Source organism: Halomonas sp. PR-M31, assembly GCF_001039575.1.
Classification (GTDB): Bacteria; Pseudomonadota; Gammaproteobacteria; order Pseudomonadales; family Halomonadaceae; genus Modicisalibacter.
The window spans coordinates 19,018-35,431 of the sequence record NZ_JIBT01000002.1; the positions used below are offsets into that span (position 1 = coordinate 19,018).

Annotated in this window: 14 protein-coding genes and 1 pseudogene; 10 read left to right on the top strand and 5 right to left on the bottom strand. The window is 59.0% G+C overall.

Annotated features, from left to right (window positions below; genetic code table 11):
* The first annotated feature begins 42 nt into the window (after window positions 1–42).
* From CH74_RS01130 to CH74_RS01150, 5 genes are all read left to right on the top strand, one after another.
* Window positions 43–378: a PepSY domain-containing protein gene (locus CH74_RS01130; protein ID WP_048305658.1), complete on the top strand. Its 336-nt coding sequence runs from the start codon at window positions 43–45 to the stop codon at window positions 376–378.
* Between the two features lie 232 nt (window positions 379–610).
* A complete protein-coding gene (locus tag CH74_RS01135; protein ID WP_048305659.1) occupies window positions 611–1,093 on the top strand; it encodes a DUF2271 domain-containing protein in 483 nt (160 codons plus the stop codon).
* A gap of 22 nt (window positions 1,094–1,115) precedes the next feature.
* On the top strand, window positions 1,116–3,341 hold the full coding sequence (locus CH74_RS01140; protein ID WP_048305660.1) for a PepSY domain-containing protein: 2,226 nt from the start codon (window positions 1,116–1,118) through the stop codon (window positions 3,339–3,341).
* Window positions 3,342–3,722: 381 nt separating this feature from the next.
* Window positions 3,723–4,787, top strand: a complete 1,065-nt coding sequence (locus CH74_RS01145) for an efflux RND transporter periplasmic adaptor subunit (RefSeq protein WP_053070584.1) — start codon at window positions 3,723–3,725, stop codon at window positions 4,785–4,787.
* Window positions 4,788–4,870: 83 nt separating this feature from the next.
* Window positions 4,871–7,930, top strand: a complete 3,060-nt coding sequence (locus CH74_RS01150) for an efflux RND transporter permease subunit (RefSeq protein ID WP_048305661.1) — start codon at window positions 4,871–4,873, stop codon at window positions 7,928–7,930.
* Window positions 7,931–7,981: 51 nt separating this feature from the next.
* On the opposite strand, the gene CH74_RS19775 is transcribed toward CH74_RS01150, so the two are convergent.
* Window positions 7,982–8,104: a hypothetical protein gene (locus CH74_RS19775; protein WP_301280842.1), complete on the bottom strand. Its 123-nt coding sequence runs from the start codon at window positions 8,102–8,104 to the stop codon at window positions 7,982–7,984.
* Here CH74_RS19775 and CH74_RS18530 point away from each other — a divergent pair.
* The 5 genes and pseudogenes from CH74_RS18530 to CH74_RS01170 all read left to right on the top strand — a co-directional run bounded on the left by CH74_RS18530 (window position 8,063) and on the right by CH74_RS01170 (window position 12,016).
* Window positions 8,063–8,607, top strand: a pseudogene (locus CH74_RS18530) (cation diffusion facilitator family transporter). The gene CH74_RS19775 and the pseudogene CH74_RS18530 sit on opposite strands and share 42 nt — an antisense overlap.
* A complete protein-coding gene (locus CH74_RS18535; protein WP_172656291.1) occupies window positions 8,547–9,155 on the top strand; it encodes a cation diffusion facilitator family transporter in 609 nt (202 codons plus the stop codon). The pseudogene CH74_RS18530 and the gene CH74_RS18535 overlap by 61 nt, the downstream one beginning before the upstream one ends.
* 175 nt (window positions 9,156–9,330) lie before the next feature.
* Entirely contained in the window at window positions 9,331–11,055 is a 1,725-nt protein-coding gene (locus tag CH74_RS01160; protein ID WP_253272879.1) for a ribonucleoside triphosphate reductase, read from the top strand.
* Window positions 11,056–11,084: 29 nt separating this feature from the next.
* Window positions 11,085–11,252, top strand: a complete 168-nt coding sequence (nrdD, locus tag CH74_RS01165) for an anaerobic ribonucleoside-triphosphate reductase (protein WP_048305662.1) — start codon at window positions 11,085–11,087, stop codon at window positions 11,250–11,252.
* On the top strand, window positions 11,249–12,016 hold the full coding sequence (locus CH74_RS01170; protein WP_053070585.1) for an anaerobic ribonucleoside-triphosphate reductase activating protein: 768 nt from the start codon (window positions 11,249–11,251) through the stop codon (window positions 12,014–12,016). Before nrdD ends, CH74_RS01170 begins: the two co-directional genes overlap by 4 nt.
* A gap of 13 nt (window positions 12,017–12,029) precedes the next feature.
* Here CH74_RS01170 and CH74_RS01175 read toward each other — a convergent pair whose 3' ends face one another.
* Genes CH74_RS01175 through CH74_RS01190 form a run of 4 tightly spaced genes read right to left on the bottom strand, consistent with a single transcriptional unit; the run spans window position 12,030 to window position 16,405 of the window.
* Window positions 12,030–12,431 carry a DCC1-like thiol-disulfide oxidoreductase family protein gene (locus CH74_RS01175; RefSeq protein ID WP_048305663.1) on the bottom strand — a complete coding sequence of 134 codons (402 nt, stop codon included), beginning with the start codon at window positions 12,429–12,431 and terminating at the stop codon, window positions 12,030–12,032.
* Window positions 12,432–12,457: 26 nt separating this feature from the next.
* Window positions 12,458–14,365 carry a hypothetical protein gene (locus tag CH74_RS01180; RefSeq protein ID WP_216594676.1) on the bottom strand — a complete coding sequence of 636 codons (1,908 nt, stop codon included), beginning with the start codon at window positions 14,363–14,365 and terminating at the stop codon, window positions 12,458–12,460.
* Window positions 14,366–14,373: 8 nt separating this feature from the next.
* Window positions 14,374–15,525, bottom strand: coding sequence for an Mrp/NBP35 family ATP-binding protein (locus CH74_RS01185; RefSeq protein ID WP_048305664.1), 1,152 nt, complete (start codon window positions 15,523–15,525; stop codon window positions 14,374–14,376).
* 16 nt (window positions 15,526–15,541) lie between these two features.
* Window positions 15,542–16,405, bottom strand: a complete 864-nt coding sequence (locus tag CH74_RS01190; RefSeq protein ID WP_216594677.1) for a dimethylsulfide dehydrogenase — start codon at window positions 16,403–16,405, stop codon at window positions 15,542–15,544.
* Between the last annotated feature and the right edge of the window lie 9 nt (window positions 16,406–16,414).

Genomic DNA, 16,414 nt, shown 5'->3' on the forward strand with positions numbered 1-16,414 from the left:
ATAGCGAGTTACGCTAACAGCATTTCTTGTCCGGAGAAGCTCATGAAACCTCTATTATTTGCGGCTACAACGCTATATGCCTTGTTGAGCACCACCGCAGCCCAGGCAGATCACGACTGCAAGGATCCGGTCTCCGACTGGCAGCCGCGGGACGCTTTGAGAAAGCAGCTCGAAACCAGGGGCTGGGAGGTGCGTCGCATCAAGATCGATGATGGCTGCTATGAGGTCAAGGGCCGCGACCAGCACGGCAACAAGGTCGAGGCGGACTATTTCCCTGGGTCGCTACGCCTGCGCAAGCTGGAGATCGAATTCCATGAGGATGCGGTGATACCCGAAGGCCTATACAGCGGCGATGACGATAGAGAAGATACTCGCTGACGTTCGCATGCCCGCACCACTCTCAATAGCGGAATGTTTTCCTGCAACGTCGAGTAATTCATCGCTTCATACCCCCTCCCCGCCTTGTATCCTGCCCTGCTTCTTGTCTGGGGCCATGCCTCTCTGATCGCCAACGCTCCAAACGCCTTTCTTCTGCTTTTCTTCCTGCCTTCAGGTGGCTGTCAGCCACCAACGCTAGATTATCCGTATCGATAAATAGCGGAGACAGAGAATGAAAAAGCCCACCACAGCCCTTGCCCTTACTCTTGGACTCGCTGCCGCCATGATGCTACCGGTCATTGCACAGGCACGCGAAGTGACCTTCAACACCGAGTTGAAAAGCTACGGCGGCGATGGCGCCTATGTGGCGCTTTATCTTACCGACGCCGACGGCCAGTACCAGAGCACGCTCTGGATCGCCGGAGAAAAATCGAAATACTACAAACACTTGCGGGACTGGGCGCGAGGCAGCGGCCAGCGCAGCAGTGAATATGATGGGCTGACCGGGGCCAGCGTCGGCAGCGGGCGGACTCTGAATATCACCCTTGATATTGCCGACGAGCTGATCGACGCGGGATATGAAGTGCGCGTGGACACCGCCGTCGAAGACATGCGCGATAACCGTGCCGATATCGTCGTACCCCTGACCACCGAAGGCGCGGACAAGCCGGTCTCTGGCCGTGGCTACGTGCAGTCTTTCAGCTACACCCTGTAATCGAATAATGAGGAGGCGCAGCATGCTACGCCAGTTTCATTCACTACCCGGCCTGATCGCGGCGCTGTTCGTCATCGTTCTCTCGGTGACCGGGGCGATCCTGTCGCTCAACCCGGCCCTTGAGCGGGCGGAAACCGTGGTGCCCGCCGCTGGGCAGATCAGCGTCGCCGAGCTGGCGGGCAAGGTAGCGGAGCATTACCCGGGGGCCGAGCAGATCGAACGCACGCCCTCGGGCACTCTCATCGTCTATTACACCCGAGACGGTCAGGTGGGAGCCGATCGGGTGGATCCACGCACCGGGCAGGCCGTCGCACCTTATGAGCCATCGTCGTTCACGAGCTGGGTAAAGAACCTGCACCGCTCCATGTTGCTCGATACGCCCGGTCGCACAATGGCAGGCATTACGGCGCTAATGATGGTCGTGCTGGCGATCTCCGGCGCACTGCTGCTGGCGACTCGTTTGGGCGGATGGCGTCAGTTGCTGCGTCCTGTACGCGGCACCTTGAGTCAACGACTGCACATCGAACTCGGCCGAGCGGCGATTCTCGGCCTGCTGCTGTCGGGGCTGACCGGGTCCTATCTGTCCGCCACCACCTTCGGCCTAGCCTCGGAGGGAATGGAGGCCGAACCTGAATTCCCGCTGGAGGTAGATGGTGGCTCTCCTGCTGCCATCGACACCCTGCCGGTCCTGAAGGCAACGGATTTAAGCGACCTGCGAGAGCTGGTCTACCCCTACCCTGACGATCCCACGGACATGGTCTCCCTGGGTACCGATCAGGGTGCCGGTTATATCGATCAGGCCAGCGGTGAGTGGCTCTCCTACCAGCCCCATGACGCCACCCATAAGTTCTATGAATTCATCTATATGCTTCACACCGGTGAAGGTCTCTGGTGGCTTGGCCTGATCCTGGGCCTGACTGCCCTGACGGTGCCGGTGATGGCCGTGACCGGCATGACAATCTGGTGGAAACGCCACCGCTCCAAGCCGAAGCTCGCCGCCAACAGCGGGCCGAAGGCCGCGGATAGCGTGATCCTCGTCGGCAGCGAAGGCAATACGACCTGGGGCTTCGCCAAGACCCTGCACGACAGCCTGGTCCAGGCGGGCCATCGTGTGCATACCGCCCCCATGAACCAGCAGGCCCCACATTATCGCAGTGCGAAACGATTGTTCATCCTCACCGCGACCTACGGAAATGGCGATGCACCGGCCTCGGCCAACCGATTCCTGGAGCGGCTTGAGAAAATCACGGACGCGCCGGATCTTTCAGTTGCCGTGCTGGGCTTCGGTGACCGGCAGTTCCCGCAGTTCTGCGGGTTCGCGAAGGAGGTCGATTCGGCGCTTGCCGCCAGAGGCTGGCCGCAGCTGCTGCCGCTCGACACCATCGACCGACACTCAACCCAGGAGTTCAACCGCTGGGGCAACGCTTTAGGCAAGGTGCTCGGCACCGAGCTGACGCTGGTCCATACCCTAGTACGCCCACGTACCACCTCCTTAGCGCTTGTCGAGCGGGTCGATTACGGCGCCGCGGTGCAGGCCCCTACCGCCGTGCTGCGTTTCAAGGTGCCTGAAAGTAGCGGCAAGACCACTTTACTGAGCCGCTTGCTGGGACGCACCGGCCTGCCGCCTTTCGAGGCCGGCGACCTGGTCGGCATCCTGCCGCCGGGCAGCCAGGTGCCGCGCTTCTATTCCCTGGCTTCTGCCTCAAAGGATGGCATGCTGGAGATCTGCGTGCGCCAGCATCCCGATGGCCTGTGCTCGGGCTTGCTCCATACGCTGCCGATAGGCGGCACCATTGAGGCCTTCATCCAGCCCAATCCGGACTTCCGCCCCGCTTCCGGCAAGGCGCCGGTGGTGCTAATCGGTGCAGGCACCGGCATCGGGCCGCTGGTCGGTTTCATCCGCCACAATAATGCGCATCACCCCATGCACCTCTACTGGGGTGGGCGCAATCCGCACTCCGACTTTCTCTATGAGCCTGAACTGAATACCTATCTCGAGGACCGACGGTTGACGAGGCTAAACGCGACATTCTCCCGCATCGACGAGCATACCTATGTGCAGGACAAGCTCATCGCGAATGGTCCGGAACTACGCCGGCTGATCGAGAGAGGCGCGCAGATCCTGGTCTGCGGCGGTCGGGATATGGCAAGTAGCGTCATTACGGCGCTGAACGAAGTCATCGCACCGCTAGACTTAGACGTGGCGACGCTTAAGGCCCAGGGGCGCTATCGTGAAGACGTCTATTGACCCGTTCCCATGCCTTCGAAGACGTCGTCAGATACCACCCTTTAATGTTCAAAGAAACGCTAGGTCCCGATAAAGGCTACAGCCACCTTAAATTCGGCACGACTGGAACTGATACAGCAGAACGAAAAATCGGTGGATGATCGTCTGGAATAGGTGAAAAGCAAGATAGGGCTTGTTTGGCAGATCAAAGTCACCCATGAATTGATTGGTATCAATCATTGGACTCGAGGCGTCAAGGAAGAGGTGACAAGAGCGTGTATGATATTCCCATTGTCGCCGACGCTCTGTCCTTTTCGTGCCTGCGATTGTTTAAAAATTCGTACATACCATCAGCACGAAGACAGACCGGCGATCGCTCTTTTAGGCTATCGAGAAGAGAGAATGAAAACCGACCATCTCCGACGTATTTTGATCCTGTCATTTTGCTTTTTGCTCACGGCCTGCGGGTCCGAATCGGATGACCCCGTAACCGAGAACAGCGCTCGCCCGGTAAAAATAATCGAAATCAACAGTGCCGATACGCTGCGCAGCAACCGCTATCCGGCGGTCATCGACGCCTCCAATCTGTCCGAGCTGAGCTTTCAGGTCGGCGGAAAAATTGCCGAGCTGCCCGTTAATAAAGCACAGTCGGTTAGCGAAGGCGATCTGATTGCGCGTCTGGATCAAGGCGATTTTCGAAGCAATCTAGCGTCCGCCAAGGCCGTGTTCGAGAACGCGGAAAGCGAATTTCGGCGCGCCGCACAGCTTGCCCAGCGAAATATGATCGCCAAAAGCGCGCTGGATCAGAAGCGCTCCCAGCGTGACGTCGCCAAGGCGGAACTCGATTCGACTGAAAAGGCCTTGAACGACTCCTCCCTGTACGCCCCCTTCGACGGCGTGATTGCGGAACTCCCGGTAAGACGACTGCAAACCGTAGCGTCTGGCACGAAGATTGCCACCATCATCGGCACCACCCACATGGAAGCCATCGTCAACCTTCCCGCCAGCGTCATCAGCCAGGTGCCGACGCGCATAGACCCGGGGGCGCTGGTGATGCTGGACGCCGCGCCAGGCCGGGAAATAGAAGCCACCTACAAAGAAGCAACCCTCATTGCAGATGCCACCTCCCAGACTTATTCAGTCACCTTTTCGTTTGTCCCACCTGAGGACATGGTGGTGCTGCCGGGCATGAACGCCACGCTGATGCTGCAATCCAGAAACAAGGGTGATGCTGCAGCAAAGGCCGTCATGGTGCCCCTGGCAGCGATACAAAGCGATGGCGACGCCCAGTATGTCTGGGTCGTGGATACCAGCGACATGACGGTGTCCAGACGAGAGATCGAAGTAGCGCCGGGGATTGGTGAAAGGCTTCTGGTCACAAACGGGCTATCAAAAGGCGAACAGATCATCGGCGCAGGCGGTGCCTATCTTACCGAGGGCGAGCAGGTAACCCGCTGGACGCAATGAACGGCACGGTTGTCACTGGTATAGCGCTGCTTTTATTAAAAATGTAGCGCTAATGCTATCAATTTTGAGCAAAGAGTAAGTCAATGAATCTGGCCGAGTTCAGCATCAAGAACAAGCTGTTGGGCGTTATCGTCATCATCTTGTCGTTGGCGGGCGGTCTGCTTGCCTACCAGAACATGCCACGCTTCGAGGATCCGGAATTCACCATACGCTCGGCGATGGTGATCACCCAATACCCGGGCGCCACCCCCCTGGAGGTTGCCGAGGAAGTCACCGAACCCTTGGAGCGAGCAGCGCAACAGCTGCAAGAGGTCGATGACATCGAATCCACCTCGATGGGCGGGCGCTCCGAAATCAGGGTCAATATCAAGACCGAGTTCTCACCGAACAAATCAGACTTGCAGCTGATATGGACCAAGCTGCGCAACAAGATCAACGATGCAGCGCCGTCGCTGCCGCTAGGCGCGAGCGCACCCTTTGTCAACGACGACTTCGGGGATGTCTACGGCCTGTATTATTTTCTGACCGGTAACGGCTTCACCCCGGCAGAACTACGCAGCTACGCCAAGGATTTGCAGAGCGAGTTACTGCAGGTCGAGGGGGTTGCCAAGGTGAACTACGACGGCGATTTGAGCGAGGCAATCTTCGTCGAGATTTCACAGCAGAATCTTGCCTCTCTCGGAGTGTCGATAAATGATATCTATCGCACCCTCGAGCAGCAAAACGCCGTTGTTTCCGCCGGCGAGGTCGATATTGACCAGCGTCGATTGATCATTCGCCCCAGCGGCGCCACGGATTCCGTGAAAGCCATTCAAGACCTGCTGGTGGCGACGTCGGATGATGGGCGGGTCACCTACCTGCGGGACATCGCGCATGTGTGGCGCGGTTATCGTTCGCCGCCCAAGAAGCTGTATCGCTTTAACGGAGAACCTGCAATCGCCATCGGGGTTGCCGGTGTGTTGGGCGGCAATATCGTCAAGATCGGGCACGCCGTCGATGAGAAACTCACCCAGGCTGAAAGCCGCCGTCCACTTGGCATGGAGCTGCATCAATACTATCACCAGGGTCAGGAAGTCGAGGCCTCCGTGCAGACGTTCATGCTCAACGTGGTTGCTGCCCTGGCGATCGTACTGGTGACATTGATCATCTTCATGGGCTTCAAGCCTGCACTGGTGATCGGGGCGATCCTGCTCATCACGATATCCGCAACCCTTGCCATCATGAACATGGTCTCGATTCCCATGCATCGGGTATCCCTCGGGGCGCTCATCATTGCCCTGGGCATGATGGTGGACAATGCCATCGTGGTGACGGAAGGTATCTTGATCGGCGTGCAGCGAGGGCAAAAAAAGCTCGACATTGCCAAGCGCATCGTTGATCAGTCCAAGTGGCCCCTGCTGGGCGGCACCCTGGTGGGCATCATTGCTTTCGCTCCCATCGGCCTGGCGCCGGGGGACACCGCGGAGTACGCGGGGCATCTGTTCTGGGTCATCATGATTGCCCTGCTCTTGAGCTGGGGATTTGCCGTCACGCTGACGCCACTGTTCTGCTACTGGCTGTTCAAGGAAGCGTTGAGCAGTAACAAAGAAGCGTCCAAAGACAATTGGTTCTTCCGCACCTACAAGGGATTTCTCAGAATAGCGCTACGCTATCGTTACCTGGTCATCGCCATCGTGTTGGGGCTGTTCGTGACCTCGATCTGGGGCTTTAAATATGTCAAACCGGGCTTTTTCCCGGCCTCCACGACCCCTCAGATCGTCGTGGATTACTGGCTGCCGCAAGGCACCCGCATCGAACAAACCGAGCAAGAGATCAAGCAGGTCGAAGCGTTCGTCGAAGAACTCGATGGCGTCGAGGATGTGGAAACCTCGATCGGCGGCGGTGGCATTCGCTACATGCTGGTGTATCAGCCGGAACAGCCTAACAGCGCCTATGCACAACTCTTGATCCGCACCGAGGACTATCGTCAGATCGACGATCTGATGCCTATCATTCAGCAACACATTGACCAGTCATACCCCAATGCCCAGGCCAAGGTGTGGCGTTTCATCCTGGGGGCCGGCGGTGGATCGAAGATCGAGGCAACGTTCCAGGGCCCGGACCCGGAGGTGCTGCGTGATCTTGCGGATCAGGCGAAGGCCATCATGGTGGCGGATGGCGGGGCACTGTCGATCAAGGACGACTGGCGACAGCCGGTCAGTAGCATCAAGCCGGTCTACTCCCTGGTAAAGGGCCAGCGGGCCGGCGTATCACGACAGGATCTGGCCAACGCCCTGGAAACCAACTTTTCTGGTAAAAACGTGGGTTTCTATCGGGAGGGGGACGATCTCATTCCCATCATCTCTCGTGCGCCCATCGACGAGCGAGTGAGCGTCGAGGATATCAGGAACGTTCAAGTGCTCAGCTCCACCACCGGCGATACCGTGCCCATCGAACAGGTCACCGATGGCTTTGTCACGGTCTGGGATAACGGCACCTTGAAGCGCGAGGACCGGATCTGGACGATCAAGGCCCAGAGCGATCCGTTCCCGGACGAGCTCGTGTCGGATCTTTTCGGGCGCATCCGAGCCGATATCGAGGCCATCGATCTGCCAGATGGTTACAGCTTCAAGTGGGATGGAGAGCACGGCGACTCCGCGGAATCCAACGAGGAGCTGGCAGGCACCCTGCCCCTGGGTCTGCTTGCCATGGTGATCACCGTACTGGTGCTCTTTGGCAGCGTACGTCAGCCGCTGGTGATCTGGCTGGTGGTGCCCCTGGCGCTGATCGGCGTAGTGCTGGGACTGGTCATCACGCAAACGCCGCTGGAATTCATGGCGATCCTGGGCATATTGTCCCTGTCCGGTTTACTGATAAAGAACGCCATCGTGTTGGTAGATCAGATCGATCTGGAAATCGATACGGGTGCCTCGCGCCTGGATGCCCTGATCGATGCCTCGGCCAGTCGTGTGCGCCCGGTCATGATGGGCACCTTGACCACCGTGCTCGGCGTCATCCCTTTGATGTTCGATGCGTTCTTCCAGTCCATGTCCGTGGTGATCGTGTACGGTCTGAGCTTCGCGACCCTGCTGACGCTGATCATCGTGCCGGTGCTGTACGCGGTGTTCTTCAGGATTCGCTCAAGGGAAACGACACGTGCCTGACGACGAGTCATGAAAGCCATGCCGACAGACGAAAATCACGCCACCGACCATTCACGCTCTCTCAAGACGCGGGTCACCCTGGTCGGTGCGCTGGTCAATCTGCTGCTGGCGGGTATCAAGATCGTGATCGGAGTGATCGGTCATTCCCAGGCGCTGGTGGCGGACGGAGTGCATTCCCTGTCGGATCTGCTCAGCGACGCCTGGTGCTGTTTGCCACTCATTTCGGCAGCAAGGCGCCGGATGCGGAGCATCCTTACGGTCATGCTCGCTTCGAAACTGCTGCCACCGTGGTCATCGGCGTCATACTATTGCTGGTCGCCGCGGGCTTTATTCATGACGCCGTCTTTCGTCTACTCGATCCTGGGCGACTGCAGATGCCGGAGTGGATCGTCCTGCCGGCGGCTCTTCTTTCCGTACTGGCCAAAGAGGGCCTTTACCAATACACGATACGCACTGGCCGGCGGGTGGGTTCTGCGCTGATCGAAGCCAATGCCTGGCACCACCGCTCCGACGCCCTGTCCTCTTTGATCGTCATCGGCGCCTTTTTGGGTACCTGGCCGGGTATGCCTGGCTCGACGCCATGGCGGCCATCATCGTCGCGACGATGGTTGGCGTCATGGGAGGCCAGTTCATCTGGCAGTCCTTCCGTGAACTCGTGGATACCGGAATTTCGCTAGAGCGCGTCGAGGAGCTGTCGAGGGTCATCGATAGCGTGGAGGAGGTGCGTTCGCATCACGATCTGCGCACGCGACTGATGGCGGGAAAGGTACTGGTCGACGTGCATATCCTCGTATCGCCTTGGATCAGCGCCTCGGAAGGCCATCGCATTGGAGAAGAAGTGCGGCGCCGCCTGATTCTGCAGACGGGCCAGGCCAGCAGGGTCATGGTGCATGTGGATACCCAGGCAGCGATCGATGCAGCGACGCCCCTTGCGCCGCTGCGACAGACGATACTGACGGAGCTGCACATCGCCTGGCGCGACCTGCCGGAAACCGACAACATTGAGCGCACCATCCTTCACTATGAGAGCAGTCAAGTGCGAGTGGAGCTGCATCTATGCGCAGATGGGCTCGACGCCACTCGACTGGGCGAGCTCGAACAACGCTTTGAGACAGCAGCGACCCTACCCTATCTTGATGCGGTGCACTGCCTGCTGCTGCCTTCCCCCAGTGTCAGAGGCCCATTCCAATCTCCTGGTGACGAACGTCTGCTTACCAAGAGATAGTACTTACCAAGAGATAGACCTCGCTCGGACAACGCCCACCATCGAACATCATCGTTTTGCCTCCATCAGCCATTTTGTTGACTCTAGTCAATCTTTTTTGGCACCAAACCTTTTAGGCTTCATGCACAACATATGGTGTTCAAAAAGATTCTAACAGGCATATATAGGTAATACGGTGAATAAAATCGCTAGTGAGGTCGCCGCGCCGCGTCAACTGGACGTTGCTTCCACCGTCAACGAGTATCTGAATCGCGCGGACTGGCGGGTGCATGCCAACGCCAATCAAGGCTACTCCCTGGGCGGGCTGACCCTCAACGTTTCCGGCAAGCTGATCGCCAACTACTGGCTGGACGAGGTATATCCCCAGGCGGTCGGCGAGGCCCACCGTGAAGGCGACATGCATATTCATGACCTGGACATGCTGGCGGGTTATTGCGCCGGCTGGTCCCTGCGCACCCTGCTCAACGAAGGCTTCAACGGGGTAGCGGATCGCGCTGAAAGCACCCCGCCGCGCCATCTATCCAGCGCCCTGGGGCAGATGGTCAACTTTCTCGGCACCCTGCAGAACGAATGGGCCGGCGCCCAGGCGTTCAGCTCCTTCGATACTTACCTGGCGCCCTATGTGCGCAAGGACCGCTTGAGCTACGTCGCGGTGAAGCAGGCCATTCAAGAGTTCATCTACAACCTCAACGTGCCGTCCCGCTGGGGTAGCCAGACTCCTTTCACCAATCTCACCTTCGACTGGGTGTGCCCAGCGGATCTTCGCGAGCAGGTGCCGGTGATCGGCGGCAAGGAGCAGAGCTTCAGCTACGGCGAGCTGCAGGCGGAGATGGATCTGATCAACCGCGCCTATTTGGAAGTGATGGAAGCCGGCGATCGCCAGGGGCGGGTGTTCACCTTTCCCATTCCCACCTACAACATCACCCCGGACTTCGACTGGGACAGCGACAACGCGGATCGTCTGTTCGCCCTGACCGCCAAGTACGGCCTGCCCTATTTCCAGAACTTTCTCAACTCGGACCTGGAACCGCACATGGTGCGCTCCATGTGCTGTCGCCTGCAGCTGGACTTGAGCGAACTGTTGAAGCGCGGCAATGGCCTGTTCGGCAGCGCCGAGCAGACCGGCTCCTTGGGCGTGGTGACGATCAACTGCGCAAGGCTCGGTCATCGTTTCGCCGATGACAAGGTTGGGCTCTACCGCGAACTCGACCGGCTGATGGCACTCGCCCGGGACAGCCTGGAACTCAAGCGCGAGCGCATCCAGCAGTGGATGGATGCGGGGCTTTATCCTTACTCGAAGCGCTATCTGGGCACCCTGCGCAATCATTTCTCGACGCTTGGCGTCAACGGCCTCAACGAGATGGTGCGCAATTTCACCCAGGACCACTTGGATATTACCGATGAGGAAGGTCGCGCCTTGGCGCTGGAACTGCTTGATCATGTGCGCGATTGCATGAAGCAATTTCAGGAGCAGACCGGCCATCTCTATAACCTGGAAGCCACGCCTGCCGAGGGTACCACCTATCGTTTCGCCAAGGAGGATGCGCGCCGCTATCCAGGCATCCTCCAGGCCGGTACCAAAGAGGCTCCCTACTACACCAACTCCAGCCAGCTACCGGTGGGCCATACCGACGATCCTTTTGAAGCACTCATTCATCAGGACCCGTTGCAAAGCCGCTACACCGGGGGCACCGTGCTGCATCTTTATATGCGAGAGAAGCTTTCCAGCGCCGCCGCCTGCAAGACCCTGGTGCAACGCGCACTGTCGCGCTTCCGACTGCCCTATTTGACCGTCACCCCGACGTTCTCGATCTGTCCGGTGCACGGCTATCTGGCCGGCGAACACGAGTTCTGCCCACGCTGCGACGATGCGCTGCTGGCAACAACCGCTACTGCTTGAACCGATTACACACCCAGAGGAATAACATCATGAGCACTCAATCCCTGCGCGACACCCTGCCAAGCGAACAGCGCCAGCGCTGCGAAGTCTGGACCCGGGTCATGGGCTATCATCGCCCGGTCAGCCAGTTCAATGTCGGTAAGCAGTCCGAGCACCGCGAGCGGCGCCACTTCAGCGAAACCATGCTGAATTCATGAGTACCAATGTTCGCCGGGAGCCCAGCTCCCGGCATCGAGATAACAGCAGTTTGGATGCGATTCGATTGCCGGTAGCGGGCCTGGTACCGATGACCACTCTGGACTATCCGGGCCATCTTGCCTGCGTGGTCTTTCTGCAAGGCTGTCCGCTGCGCTGTGGCTATTGCCACAATCCGCAGATGCTGTCATCCCGTCAGGGCACCCTCCAGGAATGGGCAGAGATTCGCGGCTTCCTGGAAAGTCGCAAGGGTTTGCTGGATGCGGTCGTATTCAGCGGCGGTGAACCCACGATGCATGCAGATCTGGCCGCCGCCATGCGTGAGGCCAAGACACTAGGGTTCAAGGTGGGATTGCATACGGCCGGAGTCTACCCAAAGCGCCTCGAGACATTGCTGCCTTGGCTCGACTGGGTGGGACTTGACGTCAAAGGCCACGCAAACAATTTCGAGCGTGTTGCCGGTCGTCCCGGTCTCTGGAAAAACCATGCCCAGAGCCTGGCCCTACTGCTGGACAGCGGTATCGCTCTCGAATGTCGCACGACTATTCACTGGCGGGACTTCGATCTCGAGACCGTGAAGCGCCTTGCGCTCAATCTGATCGAATGCGGCGTGGAACACTACGCCCTGCAGATAGCTCGCCAGGATCAGTGCCTGAACCCCAAGTATCAACAGCCGGTCATGAATCGACCCACCCGACAGGCCCTCGAACGGCTCATTGTCCGACTGGAACCGCAATTTTCAAGCTTGGTGCTGCGGGATGCCTGAAGGCCGCGAAACTTTAGGAAGATGCGTCGCTATCACGGCCAAGATTATCGATAGGCTCACGCCCCAATCCCTTGATTACGATATTGCGGATACTGCGTAGCGGCGGATAAAGCAGGCGAGCGCGTCGGGGCGAGCGAAAGACCCAGTAGTTGAGGCGATTGAAGATGCCGGAACGACTGCTGAGCAGCGCCACCCGGTGCATCGCTTCATCACCGTGATACAGCTGCCCGTCGAGCTTCAACACCATGCCTTGATCGATATCCAGCCCGGCGCGACGAATCTCGTCCAGGATCGCCTCGTTCACAGCCGATGGCTTTTCCCGGGCATCGACCAACTGCAGTCTACCGATAGTGCCCTGCAATCGAACCAGTCGCACATAGTTGGCGCAGAACGGGCACTGACCGTCATAGACCAGTACCGGATCGTCACTCCTGGCGTTCGTTACGACACCCTCTTTGACTTTCTTTTCAGAATCGTACCCTGATCACCGGCGGCGAATACATCGCCTTGGGGGGAGATGCGCACCGCCCGCAGGCCGGTCGTGGTGCCGGCGTTTTCCGGCTGCCACTGCCCGGCTTCATAGCGCAGGATATTGCCGCCGGTACCCACCACATAGGGTCCGACATCGGATGTGCCGTCTATCGCCAGCAGATCGTCTCGGGCCCGGGCCGGGGTCAGCATCCAGCGCGTGCCATCGAAGTGACCCAGGGTCCCGGATAGCCCGATGATGAAGATATTGCTAAGACTGTCGCCCCAGACATCGTAGAGGAAGTTCTCGGTACCCGCATGAAATTCCGCCCAGTTCTCGCCATTCCAGCGCAGAATCAAGCCGAAATCTCCCACCGCCAGGATATGCTCGTCGTCCATGCCCCAGATATTGTAGAGGGCGGACTTGGTACCACTGGACATACGCTGCCAACCCAGGCCGTCGAAGTGCAGGATCAGTCCTTCGTCCCCCACCGCGTAGATCGAATTGGGTCCCGTGCCCCACATGGCCAGAATGGTGATATCCAGGTGCAGATCGTAATGCTTGCTCCACTGCTCTCCGTCGAAGCGGAAAATCTGCCCCATTTGGCAACCGGCATACAGGCCGCCTTGACCCGCATCCCATAGGCAATGCACCGAAAGCTCGCTGGGCGCCGGCAGTGTTTCCCAGCGATTGCTTTCACTGGAATCCTTGCAGCGCAGTACCGTGCCGCCCTCACCGCAGGCATGGAGCGTGCCGTCCGGGCTGGCCCACAGGCCCCAGAGCTGATGCTTGGTGCCGGAGTCCATGAGTTCCCAGTCAACGGCCTGTTCGGCGTTGGGATCCACCACCGGCGCCAGGGCCTGGGTAAAATCCGCCGCCGCGGTCATGATGGTGCCGAAGTCTCCCACCGCCAAGGCTTCACCCGTCGGCAGCGGCACGATATCCATCAGATCGTGGCGGTTGTTGCTTTGCAGCTGATCGAGTCGGCTGCCCTTGAGATAGTAAAGATGCCCCTGATCGCCGACGATCAGCACGCCCTGTTTGTAGGTCTTGAGAGAGCGTATCCGAGGCATGGGTTTGTCGACCTCGACCTTCTCGAAGCGACCTTCGCGCCATCTGACGAGTTCGCCACGAAAGCCGTTCTGATCGATGAAGTAGCGCCCGCCGGCCAGCAGCAATTCATCGTCACCCAGTGCCAGCACGGTCATGAAACCAGAACCGAAAGGGCATTCCATCTGTTCCCAGTGGCCATCGCCGGAACTGGTCAACACCGTGCCTTCGCCGCCTACCGCATAAAGCTGGCCATTTGGCGTGCGCGTGATACCGCGCAGATTGATCGTGGTGCCACTCTTTTCCCGCTGCCAGGTCTCGTTTTCAGGGCTCAGGGCCAGGATCATGCCGTCGTCCCCCACCGCCCAGGCACGGCCTGACTCGTCACCGGTAATGGCGAACAGGGGGGTGTTTTCTTCACAGGGGGCGAAGCGCTCGGTTCGCTCGTCGATGATACCGCCGCGCTGTAGATGCCACTGACTGCCATCAAAACGCAGGATGTTGCCCATCCAGCCCACCGCATAAAGCCGCGAGCGATCAAGGCCCCAGAGGGCGTGCAGCGGTAGGCGTATTGGTGTTTCCATGTGATGCCACAGGCTGCCGTCTTCTGTGGGGGTGCCGTCGAAGTGCAGAATCATGCCTTCATCGCCCACCACGAACACCTCATCGTGAGATGCCCAGCCGGACCACAATACGTCGCCGTCACCGGCACTGACTTCCGGCACGCGGTGCCAGGGCGCCTGATGCGGCGCTTCAGGATCGCCACCGCTGAGCAGATTGCGAAATAGGCGTCGACGCTCAGGGTCGGGTGCGGTGCCGGTTGTACGCATGTAATTCCTTATTTGTCACGGTCATCATTGCTGGAAGCATCGGCGTCGGAAAGCCGGTTCTGTTCGGCGCCAAGCATGGCTTCAAGCTCCTGGCGTACAGCGTCACGCTCCTCCGGCGGCAAACCGGCCAGTGCTTCGTCCAGATCGGACGACTCGAGATTCTTCTCAAAGGCATCCCCAAGGGAGTGCACTGCGGCCTGGGAGAATTCTGCCTGGGCTTTTGCCACACAGGCGTCCACCACCGGGGTGAATGCCCGAGCAGCGGGGATGTGTGGATGCGCCAGCACCACCGGCATGCCTAGATCCGAACCCGAAGCAAGCTCGAGTGCCAGGGGAATCTGGGTGAGGGATTCGATACCGGCCTTGGCCAGACTTTCCACCAGATGCTCCCGGGGAAAGAGATGGAACTCGCCGCTGCAGTGCGGGCAGGTGATGCCGGACATGTTTTCCACCACCCCCAGCATCGGCAGGCCCCGCTCATGACAAAAGCGCACGGCCTTCAAGCTGTCCATTAGCGCCACGTCTTGCGGCGTGGTGGCAAGCAAGGCCGAGACGTTTGCGCCTTCGAGCATGTCCGCCAAAGTGATCAGCTCGTTGCCGGTGCCCGGGGGCATGTCGACGATCAGAAAGTCCAGCTCGCCCCAGTCAAACGAGCCAATCAGATGATGCATGAAGTCGTGCTTGTAGGCGTCTCGCCACACGATGGGGGTATCGTCGCTTTCCATCAGAAAAGCCAGCGAGCCCACCTTGACCGGATGATCGAGGGAATCCTCGGTGAAATCCTTGGTCGCCAGGCCCTGTTCGCTCAGGCGCACGTGCTCACCGGCGAAGCCGAAGAAGCGGCTTTGATTGGGACCGTGGATATCCGCATCCGCCACGCCGACCCGATAACCGCGCTGAGCAAGGCCGGTGGCCAGATTGGCGGACACGGTGCTCTTGCCCACGCCGCCCTTGTTGGCCATGACCAGCACGATTTGATCGATACGCTCGAGACGGCTTTCGATCAATAGCTTTTCGTGATGGGGCTTGTCCAGGCTGCAGTGGGGCTCGTGGGGGCAAAACTGGCAGGAATGACCCAGCCCGCAATCCGCCGGGCTGAGCTTGAGTTCCTCGTCATTTGCTTCCGAGTTCTTGCCTACATTGATGTAGGAAACCGACATATAAGAACCTATTGAGCTATTTGGCTGACTGGGATTGGGTCGATGCCTGATCCTGATCTTGCTTCTGAGCCTGCTTCTGATCGCCTTGGTCATCGCCTTCAATAGAAGTGTCCAGCAGGATCCATCCTTGAGTGACACGCTTGTTGCCGTCTCGCCCGCCATCGTCGCCCTGCCATACGGCGAAGCCGAAGGGAATCTGTTCCTTGTTCAGGTCGATCTGATGCTCACCATCACTGTCGATTTCTCGCGCCATCACCAGGTGCCATTCCTTGTCCACAGGCTCCTCGCCTTCGATGTACGCGGAATGCCCCATTATCGATTGATCGGACAGCCTGGTAGTACTGCCATAGCCGCCGGCGGCCAGGTCCTCCACGCGAAATTCATGATCCGAGCGCCAATACCAGATATTGACCGGATGCTCCGGCCCGGAGCCCATCATGTAAGAGGTATCGGTGCTGCCATCCAGGGCGAACTGAATGGCGGCCGCATCGCGAAAGCCGTCGATGGTCGTGCCCACGTTCTGGGTGGTGTCCTTCCAGCGCAGCCGTACCAGCAGATGGTCCGAGGTGCGGGCAATCTGAAAATACAGCTCCGTGCCCTGATCCGCGTTGAAGCGAAGCTTTGTCGAAGGATGCACCGGCGGTGCCACGGACAAATAGGTGCGATAGCTAGGAATCCGGTCCCAGATGATATCGTCCGGATCATCGATATCGCGCAGATAGATGCTGTCCGGCACCCGTCCTACCTTGACCGTGTCCCAGGGCTGTATTTCTTGAATGTTGGGGTTTACAAACTCCGAGAATTCCGCCGAGGCGATTCCAGGCAGCGCCAGTGACGCGCAAAGCGCCATCGCACACTTGATCGAGCAACGCATTGCCATAACCCTCTC

Coding starts and splice junctions, on each gene's coding strand:
- CH74_RS01130 (WP_048305658.1), top strand. CDS start 43: ATGAAACCTCTATTATTTGCGGCTACAACGCTATATGCCTTGTTGAGC.
- CH74_RS01180 (WP_216594676.1), bottom strand. CDS start 14,365: ATGCGTACAACCGGCACCGCACCCGACCCTGAGCGTCGACGCCTATTT.
- CH74_RS01150 (WP_048305661.1), top strand. CDS start 4,871: ATGAATCTGGCCGAGTTCAGCATCAAGAACAAGCTGTTGGGCGTTATC.
- CH74_RS01140 (WP_048305660.1), top strand. CDS start 1,116: ATGCTACGCCAGTTTCATTCACTACCCGGCCTGATCGCGGCGCTGTTC.
- CH74_RS01170 (WP_053070585.1), top strand. CDS start 11,249: ATGAGTACCAATGTTCGCCGGGAGCCCAGCTCCCGGCATCGAGATAAC.
- CH74_RS19775 (WP_301280842.1), bottom strand. CDS start 8,104: ATGCACTCCGTCCGCCACCAGCGCCTGGGAATGACCGATCACTCCGAT.
- CH74_RS18535 (WP_172656291.1), top strand. CDS start 8,547: ATGGGAGGCCAGTTCATCTGGCAGTCCTTCCGTGAACTCGTGGATACC.
- nrdD (WP_048305662.1), top strand. CDS start 11,085: ATGAGCACTCAATCCCTGCGCGACACCCTGCCAAGCGAACAGCGCCAG.
- CH74_RS01185 (WP_048305664.1), bottom strand. CDS start 15,525: ATGTCGGTTTCCTACATCAATGTAGGCAAGAACTCGGAAGCAAATGAC.
- CH74_RS01190 (WP_216594677.1), bottom strand. CDS start 16,405: ATGGCAATGCGTTGCTCGATCAAGTGTGCGATGGCGCTTTGCGCGTCA.
- CH74_RS01145 (WP_053070584.1), top strand. CDS start 3,723: ATGAAAACCGACCATCTCCGACGTATTTTGATCCTGTCATTTTGCTTT.
- CH74_RS01135 (WP_048305659.1), top strand. CDS start 611: ATGAAAAAGCCCACCACAGCCCTTGCCCTTACTCTTGGACTCGCTGCC.